General features: G+C 53.5%; 13 protein-coding genes and 1 pseudogene. 9 read left to right on the forward strand and 5 right to left on the reverse strand.

The window, feature by feature from the left end:
• The first annotated feature begins 10 nt into the window (after positions 1-10).
• Positions 11-3532, forward strand: a complete 3522-nt coding sequence (gene dnaE, locus KO497_RS03195) for a DNA polymerase III subunit alpha (protein ID WP_215942513.1) — start codon at positions 11-13, stop codon at positions 3530-3532.
• Complete coding sequence (locus KO497_RS03200) at positions 3532-4665, forward strand: hypothetical protein (RefSeq protein WP_215942514.1); 1134 nt, start codon at positions 3532-3534, stop codon at positions 4663-4665. Before dnaE ends, KO497_RS03200 begins: the two co-directional genes overlap by 1 nt.
• Before the next feature lie 22 nt (positions 4666-4687).
• Here the strand turns inward: KO497_RS03200 and KO497_RS03205 are convergent, their stop codons facing one another.
• Positions 4688-4924, reverse strand: a complete 237-nt coding sequence (locus KO497_RS03205) for a SlyX family protein (protein WP_252729487.1) — start codon at positions 4922-4924, stop codon at positions 4688-4690.
• 182 nt (positions 4925-5106) lie between these two features.
• Here KO497_RS03205 and hisS point away from each other — a divergent pair, with 182 nt between their 5' ends.
• From hisS to hisG, 3 genes are read left to right on the forward strand one after another with little or no spacing between them, the layout of a single operon-like run.
• Complete coding sequence (gene hisS / locus KO497_RS03210) at positions 5107-6606, forward strand: histidine--tRNA ligase (protein ID WP_215942515.1); 1500 nt, start codon at positions 5107-5109, stop codon at positions 6604-6606.
• Entirely contained in the window at positions 6606-7706 is a 1101-nt protein-coding gene (locus KO497_RS03215) for an ATP phosphoribosyltransferase regulatory subunit (RefSeq protein WP_252729488.1), read from the forward strand. The genes hisS and KO497_RS03215 overlap by 1 nt, the downstream gene beginning before the upstream one ends.
• Positions 7703-8401, forward strand: coding sequence for an ATP phosphoribosyltransferase (gene hisG / locus KO497_RS03220; RefSeq protein WP_215942516.1), 699 nt, complete (start codon positions 7703-7705; stop codon positions 8399-8401). Before KO497_RS03215 ends, hisG begins: the two co-directional genes overlap by 4 nt.
• A 17-nt stretch (positions 8402-8418) precedes the next feature.
• Here the strand turns inward: hisG and KO497_RS03225 are convergent, their stop codons facing one another.
• A complete protein-coding gene (locus tag KO497_RS03225; protein ID WP_215942517.1) occupies positions 8419-8838 on the reverse strand; it encodes a DUF1489 family protein in 420 nt (139 codons plus the stop codon).
• 113 nt (positions 8839-8951) lie between these two features.
• Here KO497_RS03225 and KO497_RS03230 point away from each other — a divergent pair, with 113 nt between their 5' ends.
• Positions 8952-11228 (forward strand): adenosylcobalamin-dependent ribonucleoside-diphosphate reductase, encoded by a 2277-nt coding sequence (locus KO497_RS03230; RefSeq protein WP_215942518.1) that lies wholly within the window; start codon positions 8952-8954, stop codon positions 11226-11228.
• Between the two features lie 174 nt (positions 11229-11402).
• On the opposite strand, the gene KO497_RS03235 is transcribed toward KO497_RS03230, so the two are convergent.
• Positions 11403-13232: a TniQ family protein gene (locus KO497_RS03235; protein ID WP_215942519.1), complete on the reverse strand. Its 1830-nt coding sequence runs from the start codon at positions 13230-13232 to the stop codon at positions 11403-11405.
• A 797-nt stretch (positions 13233-14029) separates the two neighbouring features.
• On the opposite strand from KO497_RS03235, the gene KO497_RS03240 reads away from it, so the two are divergent.
• From KO497_RS03240 to KO497_RS03250, 3 genes are all read left to right on the forward strand, one after another.
• The gene (locus KO497_RS03240) at positions 14030-16129 is read left to right on the forward strand and encodes an AAA family ATPase (RefSeq protein ID WP_215942520.1); all 2100 of its coding nucleotides are present in this window, start codon (positions 14030-14032) and stop codon (positions 16127-16129) included.
• A gap of 47 nt (positions 16130-16176) precedes the next feature.
• Positions 16177-16275 carry a hypothetical protein gene (locus tag KO497_RS19360; protein ID WP_354668081.1) on the forward strand — a complete coding sequence of 33 codons (99 nt, stop codon included), beginning with the start codon at positions 16177-16179 and terminating at the stop codon, positions 16273-16275.
• 1107 nt (positions 16276-17382) lie between these two features.
• Positions 17383-18006 (forward strand): SOS response-associated peptidase, encoded by a 624-nt coding sequence (locus KO497_RS03250; protein ID WP_215942522.1) that lies wholly within the window; start codon positions 17383-17385, stop codon positions 18004-18006.
• A 587-nt stretch (positions 18007-18593) separates the two neighbouring features.
• Here KO497_RS03250 and KO497_RS19365 read toward each other — a convergent pair.
• Positions 18594-18794, reverse strand: a pseudogene (locus KO497_RS19365) (hypothetical protein); the annotation flags it as partial.
• A 56-nt stretch (positions 18795-18850) separates the two neighbouring features.
• A complete protein-coding gene (locus tag KO497_RS03260; RefSeq protein ID WP_215942524.1) occupies positions 18851-19576 on the reverse strand; it encodes a glycerophosphodiester phosphodiesterase family protein in 726 nt (241 codons plus the stop codon).
• Positions 19577-19648 lie beyond the last annotated feature (72 nt).

Raw genomic sequence — 19648 nt, forward strand, 5'->3', positions numbered from 1 at the left:
CCTTGCCCAAATGAGCACACCCACATTTATTCATTTGCGCACCCATACCGAATATTCGCTTCTTGAGGGCGCATTGCGGTTGAAGAAACTCAGCGGCATGGTCGCTGAAATGGGGATGCCCGCCGTCGCTGTTACGGACACCAACAATCTATTTTGCGCGTTGGAGTTTTCCGAATATGCCTCTGGCGCGGGCGTGCAACCCATCGTTGGCTGTCAGGTGGATCTGGCCTTTGATAAGCCTGCCCCCGGTGAACAACTTCGCGCCCCTGCGCCCGTTGTTTTATTGGCCAAAAACGAGACGGGGTATGAGCATCTGATGAAGCTCAATTCCTGTTTGTATGTCGACAACAAAGACCAGTTGCCACAGGTCACAGTGGAGGAGCTGGAGCAATACTCAGGTGGATTGATTTGTCTGACTGGCGGTGCAGATGGTCCTTTGGGGCAATTGATCCAAGCCAGCCAGTTGCCAAAAGCAAAGGCGTTGGTTGACCGCTTGAAGGCGATTTTTGGTGATCGCTTGTATATGGAATTGCAGCGCCATCCAGGCGAAAATGGCCAATATACACTGGGTGAAATGGCGACAGAGCAATGGTTCGTCGAGACGGCCTATGCGATGGACATCCCGCTTGTGGCGACCAACGATGTGTATTTTCCCAAAACCGAAATGTTCGAGGCCCATGACGCCTTGATCTGTATCGGCGCTGGCGCTTATGTGGATCAATCAGAGCCGCGCCGCCGTTTGACGCCGCAGCATTATTTCAAAAGCCCTGCTGAAATGGCGGCCCTGTTTGCCGATCTACCTGAGGCGATTGAAAACACGGTAGAGATTGCCAAACGCTGCGCGTTCAAAACCTATAAACGCGATCCGATTTTGCCGAAATTTGCCGATGACGAGGTCGCCGAATTGCGCCGTCAGGCCGAAGAAGGCTTGCGCAATCGCTTGGCCATTATTCCTCACGCCGTTGAGGTCTCTGAATACGAAGCGCGTTTGGATTTCGAACTTAAAATCATCGAGGGCATGGGCTTTCCGGGGTATTTCTTGATCGTTGCCGACTTTATCAAATGGGCGAAAGATCAGGGCATTCCTGTTGGACCGGGCCGTGGGTCTGGTGCGGGGTCGCTTGTGGCTTATGCGCTGCTGATCACTGACCTTGATCCTTTGCGCTATTCTTTGCTGTTCGAACGGTTCTTGAACCCTGAACGTGTGTCCATGCCCGATTTCGATATCGACTTTTGCATGGATCGCCGCGAAGAGGTGATCCGCTATGTGCAAGAAAAATATGGCCGCGACAAAGTTGGTCAGATCATCACGTTTGGTGCGCTGTTGTCGAAAGCTGCTGTGCGTGACATCGGTCGTGTATTGCAGATGCCATACGGGCAGGTGGATCGCCTGTCGAAATTGATTCCCGTTGAGGGCGTCAAACCTGTCTCGATTGAGCAGGCACTCAAAGACGAACCGCGTTTGCGTGAAGAGGCGAAAAACGAAGAGGTTGTGGACCGCCTTTTGACATACGGCCAACAGGTCGAAGGCTTGCTGCGCAACGCGTCAACCCACGCGGCGGGTGTTGTGATCGCGGACCGACCCACAGATCAACTGGTGCCGCTTTATCAAGACCCGCGCTCTGACATGCCTGCCACCCAGTTCAACATGAAATGGGTCGAGCAAGCCGGTCTGGTGAAGTTTGACTTTTTGGGCCTGAAGACCCTCACAGTCATTCAGTCAGCGATGAACCTGATTTTCAAAAACGGACGCCCCTTGCATGTCGATGCGGCAGGCAACACGCTTTACGAGCCAGCGAAGGGTGGTGAAAATCAAATCAACTTGATTCCGCTGGACGACGAGAAAACCTATAAGCTCTATTCTGACGCCAAAACCGTGGCTGTGTTTCAGGTGGAAAGCTCTGGCATGATGTCCGCATTGCGCCAAATGAAACCCACCTGTATCGAAGACGTCGTGGCGCTTGTGGCGCTTTATCGGCCTGGTCCGATGGAAAACATTCCAACCTACTGTGAAGTGAAAAACGGCACCAAAGAACTTGAGTCCGTTCATCCGTCGATTGATCACATTCTGGCCGAAACCCAAGGAATCATCGTCTACCAAGAACAGGTGATGCAGATCGCGCAGGTCATGGCGGGCTATTCCCTTGGTGGTGCGGATTTGCTGCGGCGTGCGATGGGTAAAAAGATCAAGGAGGCGATGGACGCAGAGCGTCCGAAATTCGAGGCCGGTGCCGCCAAAAACGGTGTGCCTGCCAAGAAGGCCTCTGAGGTCTTCGATCTTTTGGAGAAATTCGCCAACTACGGATTCAACAAATCCCACGCGGCGGCCTATGCGGTTGTGTCCTACCAAACGGGCTGGCTGAAAGCGAACCATCCGGTTGAATTTATGGCCGGTGTGATGAACTGCGATATCCACTTGACGGACAAACTGTCCGTCTTTGCCGAAGAGGTGAAGCGCGGTTTGAATGTCGAAATCATTCCGCCGTGTATCAACCGCTCTTTGGCGACATTCGATGTGGTGGATCAAAAGCTGGTCTACGCGCTGGGCGCTTTGAAAAACGTCGGCGGCGATGCGATGCAATTGATTGTCGATGCGCGTGTGGAAGGTGGCAAGGACTTCGTTACCCTGTTCGATTTCGCCCGTAGGGTGGACATCAAACGGGTCGGCAAGCGCCCGCTGGAAATGCTGGCGCGGGCTGGCGCTTTTGACCAGCTTGATAGCAATCGTCGCCGTGTGTTCGACAGTCTTGATGGTCTGGTGCAATATTCCGCTGCGATCCACGAACAAAAGGCCTCAAATCAGGTGTCTTTGTTTGGGGAAGCGGGGGATGATTTGCCAGAGCCACGCCTGTCGCCTGTCAATGATTGGGTGTCGTCCGAACGTCTGATGGAAGAACAAAAAGCCATCGGGTTCTTCTTGTCTGGTCACCCGCTGGATGATTACGCTGCAGCTTTAAAGCGTAAAAAGGTCAAAACCATAGCCGAAGCTGAAGCCCAAGCGCAGCGTGACGGTGCGGCTGTGGTGCAGGTTGGCGTCATGGTGTCGGGTTTCCGCGAGATGAAGTCGTCCAAGGGCAATCGTTATTTCCGGATGAATATTTCGGACAGCACCGGACAGATTTCGGGCATCGCTATGTTCGCGCGCAAGGTCGAAGATTTGATGGCGGCCCGCGCGGTGTTTGAGCAAACGGATAAAGTCGTGGCCACATTGGAAGCCAAGTTCAATGACGGACAATTTGATCCGACGATTCGCTCTGTCGCTGTAATGGAAACCGTGGTGGCCGATGCCGGTGCGGCGGGGCTTAAGATTTTCTGTGACGAAGTGAATGCGGTCAGCACCGTGAACGATTTGTTAACCCGCGTGACCGCTGAGGCCAAATCCCGCCCCAAAGGCATGATCAGTTTTTGCTTGATGGGCGATGGTCTGCCCGGCGAAGTGGACATTGACGTTGATCAACCATTCCATATAACCCCCGAGATTAAAGGCGCCATAAAGTCGCTGGACGGGGTTGTCATGGTGGAGGACTATTGATGCGCGCATTGGGGGCTATTGCAGTCGTTGTGGTGTTGCCGGCGTGCCAAATGGGCCTGCCTGTCGCGCAAAGCAGTGTCGAGAGTAAAGCACTTGTTGCTGTGGATGATTCCACTGTCGAAACCGATTTAGCTGCGGCTTTTGAACAGGCAGCACTGGCCGCGCAAACCGATGCAGCACCTGAGAGAAAAAGCTTTTTGGGGTTTTTAAAGCCTAAGCCGCAACCCGCACTCGCGGTTCTGGCTGGAACGGATATCGAGGTTGTGGATGGGGCCTCGGCTGCGGATGAAAACGCGAAACCGGATGCGATAACAGTCGCAGAGAATACGCCTCAATCGCAAGGCAGCGATCCTATTCTTGAGACCACAACGCCTGTTAAATCGGGTCTGGGTGGGTTGTTCGGATTTTTGAAACCCAAGGCCACTGACGGTGTGACGCAGGCAGCGCTTAAGGCCCCTGTGCCGGATACGCCGCAAGATTTAAATGAAGCGCCGAGCCTTGCGCCTGATGATCTAACTGACGTGATCCCACAGGCAGAGACGGTGATTGAACCTGAATTGGCCCCCGACACACAAGCATTGCCTAGAAAACCACTATTCGGCTTTCTAAAGCCCAAAGATGGATCGACGAAGGCCAATAAATCGCATTCGACAGTCGCAGTCGGCGAAGTTTTGCCCTTTGGGACCGTTGGTATTTCCTGCGAAGCGCGCCCAAAGGACATGGGCAAACAGGTGGACCAGTTCCCCAGTTCAGGGGCACCCACTTGGCAAATTTTTGATACAGACCCCTCAAGCACCGCCCCGCGTACGCAGTTCATTACTGGGTTCAAAGATGGCTGTGCGCGTCAAGTGACCGCCGCATTGATCTTGTTTGGCTCGCCCAGTCTGCACGAAGTCCATCGCTATTCCAAAGCGCGCTCGAAAGTGTCTTGGTCAAAGGCTGACAACAGTTATGAGACTATAAAATCAAAAGTTTGCAGCGTTGGACGCAAAACCCCGTGCCCGTCAGGCAAAGTGGATAAACTTGAAAAGCATATGGCGTTTGTTTCCGTTTACAAACAGTTTGGCGATGCCAAAGGTTGGCTTGAACTGCTGCTGCATGACGGAAAAATAGAAACCAAAGAGCTGCGATAGGGTCTGAGAACCGCCAATGGGCTTACCAATGCGGCGGGCGTTGATCGGCCAAGGCCACGGTGCCGCCGCCATCTGCTTCGCGGCCTGCTTCACGTTGCATCAACATGGCCAAACGACGGGTCGAGACCTCGATCACCTGCTCTTGGCGCGCGACGACATCTGACAATTCCTCGACGGTTTTGGTCAAATGCGCGACCTGTTCCTCGAGCGCCATCATGCGGATCTCGGATGTGTCTGTATCGCTTGCGTGCTCAGTCATCTGTGTCGTCCTTTGAGGATCGTGGGTTTGAACATTGTGTAACTTAGGTGAAATCATCAGGGATTTCACCCCCAATTCGCGCCAATTGCTTGCTCTGATCCCCCCCTTGGGCTATGCCGCGCGCAAGTGCAACCACAAGTGCAGTAAGCAACGCTGCGCCGTGAGACCTCAGGAGCTGCCCCATGGCAAAGCCCAAAAAGACCCCACGCCCCAAGGCCATTACGCCAAAGGGCTTTCGTGATTACTTTGGCGTAGAAGTGAGCGAGCGCAAAGCGATGCTCGATCAGATTGCCGAAGTGTATCATTTATACGGGTTTGAGGCGCTGGAAACCTCTGCCGTTGAAACGGTCGAGGCCTTGGGGAAATTCTTGCCCGACGTAGACCGCCCCAACGAGGGCGTGTTCGCGTGGCAAGAGGATGCGGATCTTGAAAAGCCCGGCGATTGGATGGCCTTGCGCTACGATATGACTGCGCCGCTTGCGCGCGTCGCGGCGCAATACCGCAATGATTTGCCGTCGCCTTACCGCCGTTTTGCGATGGGCCCTGTGTGGCGCAATGAAAAACCTGGACCCGGTCGGTTCCGTCAGTTTTACCAATGTGATGCGGACACAGTTGGTGCGCCGAGTGTGGCTGCCGATGCCGAGATTTGTTCCATGCTGGCGGACACCTTGGAAAAAGTTGGCATTCCGCGCGGGGATTACATTATTCGCGTGAACAACCGCAAAGTTCTGGATGGTGTGCTTGAGGCCGCTGGCCTGCCTGATACAGAAGAATTTGCCTCTGTGCGCGGCATCGTTCTGCGCACAATCGACAAACACGACAAATTTGGCGACGCGGGCGTTATGGCGCTTTTGACCGACGGTCGTAAAGATGACAGTGGCGATTTTACCGAAGGTGCCGGACTTGAGCGCGCACAGGTCGAATTGATCTTGGGCTTTGTGAATGGTCGCCAAGACGACAACGCGGGCACCATCGCGCGGCTTGCAACCTTGGTTGAGGGCTCGCAAACGGGTGTGACAGGTGTTGATGAATTGCGCCAGATTGCGGACCTTCTTGAGGGGCAGGGCTATGGTCCTGATCGCATCGTGATCGACCCGTCTGTTGTGCGCGGTCTTGGGTACTACACTGGGCCTGTCTACGAGGCCGAGCTGACGTTCCAAATTGAGGACGAAAAAGGCCGCGTGCGTGATTTTGGCTCTGTCGCGGGGGGCGGTCGTTATGACGATCTGGTCAAACGTTTCACGGGACAAGAAGTGCCAGCTACGGGCGTTTCGATTGGGGTTGATCGCCTGCTGGCCGCTCTGCGCGCCAAAGGCCGTATGAATGACGCGCCGGCTGGGCCTGTTGTGGTCACGGTGATGGATAAAGCGCGTATGGGCGATTACATGCAGATGGTGCGTGAATTGCGTGATGCGGGTATTCGCGCTGAGGTTTACTTGGGCAACCCCAAGAACTTTGGCAACCAGTTGAAATACGCGGACAAACGCATGAGCCCCGTTGCGATCATCCAAGGTGGTGACGAACAAGAACGCGGCGTCATCCAAATCAAAGACCTGATCTTGGGCGCGAAACTGGCTGAAAACGCCACGCTTGAAGAATGGAAAGAACGTCCCTCGCAATATGAAGTGCCGTGCGGCGACATGATCGCTAAGGTCCGTGAAATCATCGAGATGTATTCCTAATGCCGTTGAAAACGATGCCAAAGTCCCGCGTTCGGGTCGAAGCTGCCCGCCTTAAGGCCTACTTTGAAACTCTGGGCGCTATAGATGTCGAAACCGATATCTTGCTGCCTGCTGAGGTTCTGCTGGATCTCTACGGCGAAGACATTCGTCACCGCGCTTATGTGACCAATGACCCTGCGCGCGGCGAAATGATGTTGCGCCCCGATTTCACCGTGCCTGTGGTGCAAACGCATATGGACAGCGGCGCTGATCCTGCACGTTATACCTATGCAGGCGAAGTGTTTCGCAAGCAAGACGATCTGCTGGATCGCGCTGCTGAATACATTCAAGTCGGCTATGAGGTGTTTGACGGCAGCAATCCTGCGGCTGCCGATGCTGAAGTGTTCGCGGCTTTCTCTGACATTCTATCACCGCTAGGTTTGCGTGCAGCGACTGGCGATATCGGGATTTTGATGGCGGCTGTGCGCGGTCTTAAAACCACCGAAACCCGTCGCAATGCTTTGCTGCGCCATATCTGGCGTCCGCGCCGTTTTCGCGCGCTGATGAACCGATATTCAGATAAAGGCGCCGAGATGCGCGAAGAAAACTTTGCCCGTGTGCGCGCCAATATGGCGGCCAACAATGCGCCAGCGATTGGATTGCGGACCGAAACCGAAATTTTGGATCGGGTTATGGCGCTGTCGACAGATGCGGCTGAACCCTCAATATCATCTAGCGAAATTGAACTGCTCAACGATATTCTGTCCCTCAAAGAAACCGTGCCCCATGTTTTGTCAGCCTTGCGTGATATCGCTGTGGATATGGACGCGATCTTACCCGCAGTGAATCAATTGCGCGCCCGCGTCGATGCGCTGGATGCACGCGGTGTTGATGTTGAAAATCTTGAGTTTGAAACAGCTTATGGGCGCACATCGATGGAATATTACGATGGATTTGTCTTCGGGTTCTACGCCGAAGGTCGCGCCGATCTGCCCCCTGTGGCTACAGGCGGACGCTATGATGCTTTGACCTCGGTTCTGGGGCATGGGCGGTCTATTCCGGCAGTGGGGGGCGTGATGCGACCCGCGATGATTTTGGCTGTTCAGGAGGGTGCATTATGACCATAAAACTTGGTATCCCGTCCAAAGGCCGCTTGATGGACAAGACCTTTGATTGGTTTGCTGCGCGTGGAATCACGCTGAAACAAACCGGTGCAGAACGCGAATATTCTGGTGCTGTCGAAGGCATCGATGGGGTCGAGCTTGTGTTGCTTTCTGCCTCAGAAATCCCACGCGAACTGGCCGCTGGGCGTATCCATTTGGGTGTGACTGGGTCGGATTTGGTGCGTGACAAACTTGTAGGCTGGGACACTAAAATTGGTGAAATGTCAGTCATGGGTTTTGGCCACGCAGACTTGATTATTGCTGTGCCAAAAGCTTGGGTTGATGTGGATAATCTGGATGATCTGGATGCCGCCGCTTCGGCATTTCGCAAGCGTCACGGATTTCGCCTGCGCATTGCGACCAAGTATCACCACCTCGTGCACGAGTTTTTGAAAGCCAATGGCGTGGCTGATTATCAGCTGGTGGATTCTCAAGGGGCCACTGAGGGCACAGTGAAAAATCTAACCGCTGAAGCTGTGGCGGACATCACGTCGACAGGGGAAACCTTGCGGGCGAACCATCTTAAAATTCTGACTTGTGAACCTGTGCATAAATCTCAGGCGACTTTGTTTAAAAGCCGCACCGCGCCGTGGTCTGACGCGGATCGTGCAACAATGTTTGAATTGAAGCAAAAGCTGGAATTGGGTGACTGATTGGATTAAAACAGACCTTAGAACAGGCCGAGGTCCGCTAAGGTTTGTGCCAATTCTGTCGGCAGCTCGTCTTCATGTTCGCGGCCCTTTGGCATATCGGCAGGTGCGTCTTCGGGTTTGAGGTAGCGCCAGCCTTGGAACGCACGACGGGGCGCGTTTTGCGTGCGGATCAAGGGCTTGGCCAAAACAATACGACAACGTTTGATGCCATCGCCGCCATTGTATTCATCAAGGGCCAAGACCTCTTGTCGCGCTTGAATAACGCCTTTGATCACCCAATACAGCGAGCCGCCGTTTAACAACTGTGCCTCTTGTTTGGGCCGCATGCGCGTCACGTGGCCCGTGGCATCGCCCGATGTGGCCGAAATGTGTCTATCGAGATCATCAAAAGAATCGATGCCGACACAAAGCTTCACAAGATGTATGTGTTCTGGCATTGTTAACCCCTAGGTATAGTGATTTTTCTTATTTTTCACCTCGACTCTTAGCATGGTGCTAGGGTAAATCACAGGCCTTCCAATAACGACTCGCACAAGATCGGACCGACCATATGACGCGCTTTGCTGCCCCCATCGCTGAACAAATCTGGGACATGAAATACCGTTTGAAAGACGCAGATGGGACTGTCGTTGACCAAAGTGTCGAAGACAGCTGGCGTCGCGTGGCGCGCGCTTTGGCCGCCGTTGAAAAAGATTCCGAGGCGTGGGAAGCAAAGTTTTACGATGCATTAGAAGGCTTTAAATACCTACCAGCGGGCCGCATTTTGGCAGGCGCGGGCACTGGACGCGCAGTGACTTTGTTCAACTGTTTCGTTATGGGCACCGTGCCAGATTCTATGGGCGGCATTTTCGATATGCTCAAAGAAGCCGCGCTGACCATGCAGCAAGGCGGCGGCATCGGCTATGATTTCTCGACCATACGTCCAAAAGGCGCAGGCGTCTCTGGTGTGGCGGCGGATGCCTCAGGGCCATTGTCCTTTATGGATGTGTGGGACGCGATGTGCCGCACGATCATGTCCGCAGGGTCGCGCCGTGGTGCAATGATGGCGACGATGCGTTGTGACCACCCCGATGTGTTGCAATTCATTGAAGCCAAACAAGATTCCGCGCGTTTGCGTATGTTCAACCTGTCCGTATTGATCACTGATGACTTCATGGAAGCTGTGAAAGCGGGCGGGTCATGGGATTTGAAATTCGACGGCAAAATTTATCACACTGTAGATGCGCAAGATCTTTGGAATAAGATCATGAAAGGCACCTATGAGTATGCCGAACCCGGTGTGATTTTTATCGACCGTATCAACAAACTCAACAACTTGAACTATGTTGAAACCATCGCCGCGACCAACCCCTGTGGTGAACAACCATTGCCGCCTTACGGTGCGTGTTTGCTTGGCTCTATCAACTTGGCAACTTTGGTCAAAGACCCGTTTGAGGCGGGTGCCGAGATGGATGAGGACGCCCTGTATGATCTTGTCGGCACAGCTGTACGGATGATGGACAATGTGGTTGATGCGTCTCGTTTCCCACTTGAGGCGCAGCGCCAAGAAGCCCAAGCCAAGCGTCGCATCGGTCTTGGTGTGACCGGCCTTGCGGATGCTTTGCTGATGGTCGGGCAGCGTTATGGTTCCGAAGAGGCCGCGGCCACTTGTGAAAAATGGCTCAAAATGATCGCGCGGGCGTCTTACATGGGGTCTGCGTTATTGGCCAAAGAAAAGGGCGCTTTCCCACTCTTTGACAAAGACAAATACCTCGCCTCTGGGTCTTTGAAGGATATGGACCAAGACGTCAAAGACGCCATCGCAGAACACGGCATTCGCAACGCTTTGCTGACATCTATCGCGCCAACAGGCACGATTTCTTTGTACGCGGGCAACGTGTCATCGGGCATCGAGCCAGTGTTCGCCTATGCCTATACCCGCAAAGTTTTGCAAAAAGACGGATCACGCACAGAAGAAGAAGTCGTTGATTACGCTGTCAAAATGTATCGCGAAAAGTTCGGTGTTGACGCGGAACTGCCTGACCACTTCGTCAACGCACAAACGCTTGCGCCGCTCGATCACGTGCGTATGCAGGCGGCCGCGCAAAAATGGGTCGACAGTTCGATTTCCAAAACCATCAACTGCCCAGAAGACATTTCATTTGACGATTTCAAAGAGGTCTACATGGCTGCTTGGGATCAAGGCTGTAAGGGCTGCACAACCTACCGTCCAAACGATGTGACGGGCTCTGTTTTGTCGGTGTCTGAGACATCTGAGAAGACACCAGAAGCGGAAACCGGCGCGGAAGTTGTGTACTTGGCCGAGCCACTGGAGCGTCCACAACAGCTTGAGGGCAACACCTACAAGCTGAAATGGCCTGACTCTGAGCACGCGATTTACGTGACAATCAACGACACTATCCACGGGGGGCATCGCCGTCCGTTCGAGATTTTCATCAACTCGAAAAACATGGAACATTTCGCATGGACCGTGGCTTTGACACGGATGATTTCTGCCGTGTTCCGCCGTGGCGGTGATGTGTCTTTTGTGGTGGAAGAACTCAAAGCGGTGTTCGACCCACGCGGTGGCGCTTGGATTCAAGGCAAATACATTCCGTCCATCTTGGCGGCCATCGGTGGCGTGATCGAAACACATCTGATCGAGACGGGCTTTATCGCAGGCGAGGGCATGGGACTGAAAGCTGATCCTCACGCTGAAGTCGTGGCGATGGATGCCGGTCAAAGCAAACCCAAAGGCAAAGCGTGCTCATCTTGCGGCCAATACACATTGCGCATGGTCGAAGGCTGCATGACCTGTTCGTCTTGTGGCCATTCTAAATGCGGCTAGAGGTGGCTGGGCCCGATGTTGTTGACGTCCGACATCTAAATTGCGCTTTTGCGACAAAAAGCGCATTTTTAGAATGGCTTTAGGAACAGGCTGAAAACCCGATCCTCAATGAACAAAGGGCGGTGCAAATGCATCGCCCTTCTTGTTTTTTACGGATTTTGGGGAGGCTCACTCTCAGAGGTCCATCACGTCCTCCTTCAGGTAGACGTAACCGTAATCGACTCCATCCGGTGAAAACGGAGAAATGTTGGCCTGCCGTAACTGGGCAGAAAGCCTTTGCCACGTCGTTCCTTTAGCCTTCGACAAGGTCCGCAATGTCACGAACTTCGCGTGAAACGCCCTTGCATCGTCGTCTGTGATGTAGCGTTGACGTGCTTTCGTTTTTGGGTTCCGGATCTGTGTTGCCGGTACGTGGCCATTTTTTACAAGCCGGTTCAGGAATACTGGCTGACCCAGACCGATTGCTTTGGAAAAGAGATGCAGCGACATCGCCGCCGGTTCTTCGGAGCCAAGAGCTTGGGCGACCTCTTCGTGGTAGACATGAACCGATCGGTATCCTTCAAATTGGACATTTCGTCCTACGCGCTGGATGCGGCCATCGGAGAGCGCTCGAATAATGTCTCCTGGTCCGCACTTCAGCCGATTGGCGGACTTCGAGATATGCTCCCAACCGTGTTGCGCTTGATAAAGCGTCTCGGCACCATCCAAGATACTTTCTAGGAATTTTTGACCTTCTCGAGGATCCCAGACGTGTTTCGTGTTGGCGCCCGACAAACTTGGGGTCAGGACACCGTCTTTCACGAGCAAATCGAATTGAGAACGGGACATACCATGAGCTGTAGCAAAACCCTTTGCGGTCATGAATTGTGTGAGGGGCGCCAGTATCTGCTCGGCGTGCCGGGCATCAAAGACAGCCCATGCATCTGGCATGGTGGGATCAATCAGGTCTTGGGCTTCGAGCATTTTGCGTAGTCTACGACTGTCGACACCAGTTGCTGCAGAGGCTGTCGCTACTGAATGCAAGCACCTCTCCGTCACCGGCTCGCCCATTAGTTCGTCGCCGGGACCCAAAGGCCATGTTTGCTTCAAATGTGTAGCTAAAAGGGACCGGAACTTCGCATAATCCGGTTCATCAACATAGTCGTGGCTCAACCTGTCATAAAGAATTGGGAAGACCGCCTTGGGACCAAGCCTTGGCTCTGCCGTTCGGTTTAGCTTTAGAAAGGCGTCGAGAATTGCCTGCTCACCACGAGAGACAACTTCAAACCCCATTTGATAACATGCCCAGTCAGATTCATGGGCTACTTGCTGCGGGGAGATTCCCTCGAGACGTAATAACGCATACCCCAAAAGGCGGCAGAAGTTGCTGGCGGCATGGAGTGGGAACTGGTTGATCCAAAGGGCTTCAGGTTTTGCGCCACTAAGCCTGCCCTCGAACCAAACGTCAAAATCGGTAGGGTCTCGGTGTTCGCTGTCCGGTCGCCCCTTCTGAACTTCTACGGCAATATCCAGAAAGCGCGCAGATGTGTCGTAGCGAAGGGTAGGCTTTGGCTCAACCCAAAGGGTGACAAGTGCCTGATTGTGTTTCTGGCAAAGTGATACGTGCGGGATAAGCCAGTTAGCTCGGTAGGTCATCGCCCGGTGAGCAGGTAGCTGAGATTGTTCGATGTCTTCTTTTAGGCACGCGATGCACCCACGCACATGGGAGGTCAGCAGATATCGACTTGGAAAAAGATGCCCAGCAAGGTTCCTTCGCGACGTCGATGCCGCCGTCTTACGAGGTTGCCATACTTCAAGCTGGTCTCTCGTTGTACCGGTCACCTCTGCAAGAGCATCAAGGGCCTCCGATGCGCCTTCCAAAACCTTTGGAAAAAGCGCCCCTATATCCTTCCCGAAATCGACAGCACTGGATCCACCGATAGCAGCCACCCGGGATAGGAAAGCAAAAGCAGGTTCTCTCGGAGCGGGATTGAGGTGAAGAGGTGAACTTGTGTGGCTGGGCATTGCGTCAATATTAGCCTTTTTGTTTAAGAACGCGATTTGATGCTCGCAGTTCCAACTGAACTATGTGTCTGATTTTGCCCTGAAGTGATCCAACTTCTCCGGGCAACTTGGCTGCGATTTGCTGATACTCACATCGTTTATCCAGCCGGAGCCAGTCTACACCCTTGTCTGCATCGGTCTATATTGAACAGCGGGCACCTCTGTTGTCCAATGTTTTCCACCGCTTCGAGCTGGCTTGGTAGCCTGGAGCTCACGGCAAACGTCTTTATGCGATGCTTGGAATCGTAGACAGCGTCCGTTTCGTCCTCTTGTAGCGTTTTCGCAATCTGCAGTCTGGCGTCCGCGCCTCGGATATCTCCAGACTCAAAACTCTTGGGGCACGTGTTCAAGCGGAGTAGTTGCTCCGGGCGTCGTGTGTTGCAGTCATTGCGCAATGTTGGTTATTCATTAGCTTTGAGAATCACCCTTGCTAGAAGCACTCCAAGTCTTGTTTTCGCACACACGCTTGGCGCGGCATCTCGAGCGGCAAATTCACGAATATAGTCATAATACGTCTATCTGGCCGCAAAAACGGGTATCAGATCAGTGCATTGCCTGCGAAGCTTCACCGGGCTGATTTGAAATATATTCCTTTTTTCGCAATAACTTAGCGCCCGGAATGTCTATTTTTGGGGTTTTGCAGGCCGAACTGGCGCGGTATGTTCTCCCTATGTTCCGACGCTCAGCGGCCACCATAATAACCATAACCAAAACGCACGCGGATTACGCGAACGATGCCGTGTGCCTCGGAGAACGATATGCAAACGCAAACACGACATGAAACAGATTGGCGCCAAGCCGTATATGATGCCCTGGCTCGATATTGCGCCATAGCAAATACGCCTGAAGAAACCACAACCACCGAGAGTTCGTCGGCGAGCGGTGCCGCTCAAGCTGAATTCAGCGATGCCGATTTCCGTGCGTTTGCAGAAGAGGAACTGCCTCTAACACAGGTCGCGGCTCTTTGCCTTGTCGCAAAAGCATGCGCGCAGAACGGCAATATAGAGAGAATCTGGCAGCAAGGAGCCACGGTGATACTGCACACAGCAATAGAAAGCAGCCGGATCTCTTGGGCTTTGAAGCGTCTTCTACCGGACCGTTTTGAGTTCGGTTGGGATTATAGAAGCGAGGCGCAACCAATGTTTCGGATGGTCCGTACTGCAAGCGTGGATCCGCGCGGTCCAACTTACGATTACAGTATCGTAGACGCATTGACGCGTAATGACGACCCAATGATCTTTCTTGCACCGTCGCTTGACGATCTACATCCTGCCGTCGCAATGTTTGATGCCAATCTTTTGTGCATTGACGGGATCGACCGCGATGTTCTGCCGGTCCTGTTTGCGCTGCGGTATCCTGCGCTTACGGATGAACAGATCAATCTCCTGGTAACTCAGGTGCCAGACCTAAGGGGGGTGTCACTGGCGGACCTAGATTGTGTGATCCTGGTATTTCGAAATAACGACCACCGCGCCATCCCGACTATGATCGCCCGGTTCCTGAAGGAAAGTGTGGACGCTGAGGGCTCAGCCAAATCTCAGTCTTGGCAGCCCCGTTCCATTGTGCCCTTGGCGGATCTCGTCGGGCTTGGGGCGGCAAAGTTGGCTGCGCAAGACGCTGTTACGTCTCTGCGTGATTGGAAGGCGGGCACACTGCCGTGGAGTGCTGTGCCGCGTGGCTTGCTGCTGTCTGGTCCCGCTGGGACCGGAAAGACTGAGCTGGCGAGATCTTTGGCAGGTGAGGCCGGAATTCAACTTGTTACCGCCAGCTATAGCCACTGGCAAAAGGCAGGGAGTTTGAGCCACTTTCTTGCCGCGATGGACCGCAGTTTCAAAGACGCGATGCGGCAGGCCCCGACCGTCCTCTTCATAGATGAAATCGACGCGTTCTATACGCGAACCGACTTCCGTGGTGACGGCCGCAATGACTCCTACGATGTCAAAGCCATCGCCGGTTTGCTCGAGAAGCTCGACGGCATCTCCGATCGTGAAGGTGTTATCGTTGTCGGAGCTTGCAACCACTTGAAATTCGTTGATCCGGCGATCCGTCGGGCGGGTCGTTTCGATGTTGTTGCCGAGATTGGCTTGCCCACACTTGAGGAGCTGGGGGTCATTCTTGGGCAGCATCTTGGTGAGCGTTCGTTGGGGATTGATCTGACTGTGTGTGCCGCGACAGCCCTTGGGCGCACGGGTGCCGACTGTGCCGCCGCAGTTCGCACAGCTGGCGCAACGGCGCGGCGAGAGAGCCGAGCGCTAACAACCGATGATGTCATTGCCGCTCTTGAAGGAGACGCGCCCAAACTTTCGGATGAAGAATGGTTCCGGCTCGCCGTACATGAATGTGGGCATGCACTTGTCGCGACTGCGCTGAATGTAGGGGCAGTAGAGTATGCTCGTATTGGCAGTTCAGGTGGTGAATGTAAGATTATCAACACGGGCGTGCTGCAGACTGAGAATGACCTTCACATCTCTCGTTGCGTTGCATTGGCTGGCCGCGAAGCTGAGCGCTTGGTTTTTGGGTCAATTATTGCGGGGTCTGGAGGAGAGGTCGACAGTGACATTGCAAAGGCGACACGTACAGCTTCTGACCAGATATGTTCATTTGGAATGGGAAGTCTCGGGCCGATTTGGCTTGCGTCTGCTGGCTCTCAAACATCTGTGCGCGAAGCAGTTTCCAGTCATTTGCCCGAGGTGGCTGAGTTGCTTCACGCGGCAGAGCTAGATGCCCGAAATGTCCTCATTGCACATCGGGATTTGTTGGTTGAGATGGCTATGCGACTGTCCGAAAAGAAAGTACTCCATGGGGATACTCTTGAAGGTTATCTCTCTCAGATTGCTTCGAGCGATGGAGTTGTCTGATCGCGGGGATCTTCTCGGTTTGGATCGATGTGCGGACCTGCACTATTATGACCAGCACGGCAACGGATGCCATGGCCAGGATCCACAATCGGATGCAAGTTATCCTCAACTCTGCTGAGCGCGAGGCATGGATCAGAGGATCTTGATATCTGCATAGCGGCAGCGCTTAAGAGTTGGCCCGTCGTACGCATTGGGCTGGTAGGCGAAGGAGCAAGCTGCATTGAGCGCGCCGAATATCGGTACGCTTATGTTCTCAGTTAACGAAATGAGTCGCTTCCAATTTCATTGGGTTGCCTATGGCCCAAACCTGCCATTGGTCGTTCCTATCGTCGCTGCATTGCAGCTTCCCCGAAGCAGACATTGACCCGTTAGCGCAGCATCTTGACGTGCGGGACGGCGGCATCGCGGGACGAAGCTGCCTTTGAGAGTTTTCTCATCAATGACCGCATCCAGCCCAAAGCGGCTGTGGCGCTTCAGGGATGAATTGACAAAGCCGACATTCATGGCAATGTGTCCCAGCGACGAGAGTGCGGACAAAGCAGGCCTTAGAAAATTGTTTTTCAATGTCTGCTTTACACATTCCCTTCGTAACGAAGAATGCTTTATCTTATTGAAAACGATCCGAGGAATTTGACCGCATGGATACAATGGCTTGCGCAGAGGCGACCTCGACCTATCCTGTGGTTCTTTTCTCGATTGGGATGGTAGCAATGGCCTTCCTAGTAAGGTCAAATGAGAACCTGACTGTCATGCAGACGGTGTCTGCGATGATCGGTATTCGTCGAACGCAAAGAAATCTTCTCATCAACGCCTTACACGCAGCGACATTGATCATCCCACTGGCTCTCTGGGTGCTTCTAATTCAGGGTTGCAATGTACCGCCATCTTAAAAGCAGACACTCATGTTACCCGCAGCGATATATACATCGGGCTCACACCTGCCGTTAGCTGCATCTTTGCCGAATGGCGGCTTTGGCGCAACGGCGAAAGTTTGCAAAGGTCACAATCTGCGCATAGCTGACCTTGATGGCTGGCGCAGCATTGTTGGTTAGGCTTTCGCGGTCTGGAATAACCGCTTTCACCGATCTGCAAAAAGAGGTGTGTAGGTGCAGCTAAGGTCCGGTTTCCGCCCAAGAGTCCCCGTAACTCAGACCCTTATGCAATTTAAAGCCAAGCCAAGAGAAGAAAAGTTTGCTTTGGGTTGCCCTCGATGCGATCCTGCGCTGATAGCATAATTCTCCAAGGGGCTTAAAATGTGTGGACGTTTCGTTGATCCCAACCTGCGAAATACGGAGATTGATATGTCGCAGATTAAGATCGATCCGATCCAGAGGCGCTTCAACGTTAAGCCAACCAACCCCATTCTGATATTCGCCGATCAGCCGTTGGAAGGTGTCGCAGCGCGTTGGGGGCTTATCCCGTCCTGGTTCAAAGGAAATGATCCCAAGGAATGGAAAGCGACCACATTCAATGCTCGGATCGAAGAGGCGCGTGAAAAGCCAACCTTCCGCGCTGCCTGGCGATATGGACGGTGTTTGATCCCCGCTGGAGGGTTCTATGAATGGACAGGCCCCAAGGGAAATCGTAGGCCCAACTTCTTTGCACCGGCGGGCAACGATGCCAATTTCTATTTTGCTGGGCTGTTCTCGATTTGGAATGATATGCGGACCTGCACCATCATGACCCGTGCGGCAACGGATGCGATGGTAGGGATCCACAATCGTATGCCTGTGATCTTGAACTCGGAAGAGCGTGAGGCATGGCTAGAGGGTTCTGCGGACCTCAATATCGGGATCAGGGCAGCACTAAAGACATGGCCCGTCGAGCGGTTTGGATTGATGGATGAAGGGGTCAGTCTCATCGAAGCCGCTGAATAGCCATGCCCAAATTTTACCTGTCAACGAAATGGGCGGACCAAGTTTTAATTTGAGGCGCTCATATTATGGGAAAACTGCCATTCATATGTCGCAGTCTGGACCCGTCACGCTTTAGTGCCACCCCAAGTGCTCGTTTAAGCCACCTTGCGTTCGAAAGCGACCGGGCTTTTCCAACCCAATGCTGAGTGTCGGCGGCGCGGATTGTAAAAGCCGTTTATCCTGATTATAACGCCCGTTCCAAATGTTTCAGATATCGTTTTAGCGCCAGCTGAACTAATGGGATGAACTGCCTCCCGACCAAACCACTGTTATTGTGGCGGGCATGAAAGTGGGGATTTCGCACTCTGAATTAACCTGTAGGATCAGGGCCGCGAAACTCGCGCCGGCCCCCGCCGGAGGAGGCGCGAGTATTTATTACCGTCAGGTTTGTCTTAAGCTGTGAGCTTCATGCCGCAGCCTACATAGTGTAATTCAACAAATATCTTTCAGAGCTATGCCATCAATACGGGCGCGGGTCAGATCACCATTTCTGCATCAACGACACGTTGTCTTTTTCGGCTGAATGAGCCGACTTTCGCAAAAAACCCTCAATGACCGATTTCGAGGTAGGCAGAACAATTTCTTGCGTTCGTATGTTCGCTTACCCGCGTGTTTGAGGCGCACAGATAGAAAGGCCGATCATGCGCTGGTTTCAGCGCCGGGGCCACTGGTTCGGAGCGACCTTGCCAGGGGCGGTTGTTGCGTTGCAATGATACCAGTACCCACAATTGTTTTGATGGGCTATAGCGGTGATATGCCGCTCGCTTTCGAACGACATATCACCGGCTTGCATCACTGAATCGGCCTAGGCAGTTTCGAGCAGATCGACATGGTCAGTCAGAATCGACGTAACACCAGCGCTCAGGAATTTCTCTGCAACGGCTGCGTCATTGATCGTCGCCACACCAATTTCGATATCTTTGAAGGGAATGATTTCAGACGGATCGGTGACCTCGGATTGGACATGTAGAATGTGGCATTTGGCCTCTTTAAGGCGCGTGTGGGGATCGGCGGGCAAGAATTCTGTAGCAAGAGCACGGGGCACTTCCGGCAATGCGGCGGCGCAGCCCACGGTGATCCGCTCGGAAAATCCAGACAAGAACAAGCCTCTGTCGCCCAATGGCCAAGTGAGTTCCAATTCTTTGACAACAGCCGCGATCAGTTCGGCTTCGCGGCCAGAGTTTTCCTTCAATTCAAGCTGGAGCGACAGGCCACAGTCGAGAACGCATTGCAAATAGGCGCGTAGGTTCGGCACCTGTTCACCGGCGAATTCCGGTGAGAACCAAGACCCGGCGTCGCAGGCACAGACCTCTTGTTCCGACATCGACATAACCCGCCCTTTTCCTGACGTTGTCCGCTCAAGGGTTGCATCATGGATCATCGCCAAGCCGCCATTTGCGGTCAAGCGCACGTCCGTTTCAATCCAGCGCGCGCCCATTTTTGCGGCCAGTTCAACGGCAGCAAGTGTGTTTTCAGGAGCAAAGGCGGATGCGCCACGGTGTGCAATAAGAGGGCTATCTACGATCGTCATGTCTCGCGTACTTTCATAAGTTTGGTTTGATTTGGTGTGGTTGCAGGCCCATCTGGGAGGACGTGGGCCTGC

Origin of the sequence: Pacificibacter marinus (assembly GCF_018860665.1) — a bacterium.
In the GTDB taxonomy this organism is placed as follows: Bacteria; Pseudomonadota; Alphaproteobacteria; order Rhodobacterales; family Rhodobacteraceae; genus Celeribacter; species Celeribacter marinus_A.

Coding starts and splice junctions, on each gene's coding strand:
- dnaE (WP_215942513.1), top strand. CDS start 11: ATGAGCACACCCACATTTATTCATTTGCGCACCCATACCGAATATTCG.
- KO497_RS03200 (WP_215942514.1), top strand. CDS start 3,532: ATGCGCGCATTGGGGGCTATTGCAGTCGTTGTGGTGTTGCCGGCGTGC.
- KO497_RS03205 (WP_252729487.1), bottom strand. CDS start 4,924: ATGACTGAGCACGCAAGCGATACAGACACATCCGAGATCCGCATGATG.
- hisS (WP_215942515.1), top strand. CDS start 5,107: ATGGCAAAGCCCAAAAAGACCCCACGCCCCAAGGCCATTACGCCAAAG.
- KO497_RS03215 (WP_252729488.1), top strand. CDS start 6,606: ATGCCGTTGAAAACGATGCCAAAGTCCCGCGTTCGGGTCGAAGCTGCC.
- hisG (WP_215942516.1), top strand. CDS start 7,703: ATGACCATAAAACTTGGTATCCCGTCCAAAGGCCGCTTGATGGACAAG.
- KO497_RS03225 (WP_215942517.1), bottom strand. CDS start 8,838: ATGCCAGAACACATACATCTTGTGAAGCTTTGTGTCGGCATCGATTCT.
- KO497_RS03230 (WP_215942518.1), top strand. CDS start 8,952: ATGACGCGCTTTGCTGCCCCCATCGCTGAACAAATCTGGGACATGAAA.
- KO497_RS03235 (WP_215942519.1), bottom strand. CDS start 13,232: ATGCCCAGCCACACAAGTTCACCTCTTCACCTCAATCCCGCTCCGAGA.
- KO497_RS03240 (WP_215942520.1), top strand. CDS start 14,030: ATGCAAACGCAAACACGACATGAAACAGATTGGCGCCAAGCCGTATAT.
- KO497_RS19360 (WP_354668081.1), top strand. CDS start 16,177: ATGACCAGCACGGCAACGGATGCCATGGCCAGGATCCACAATCGGATG.
- KO497_RS03250 (WP_215942522.1), top strand. CDS start 17,383: ATGTGTGGACGTTTCGTTGATCCCAACCTGCGAAATACGGAGATTGAT.
- KO497_RS03260 (WP_215942524.1), bottom strand. CDS start 19,576: ATGACGATCGTAGATAGCCCTCTTATTGCACACCGTGGCGCATCCGCC.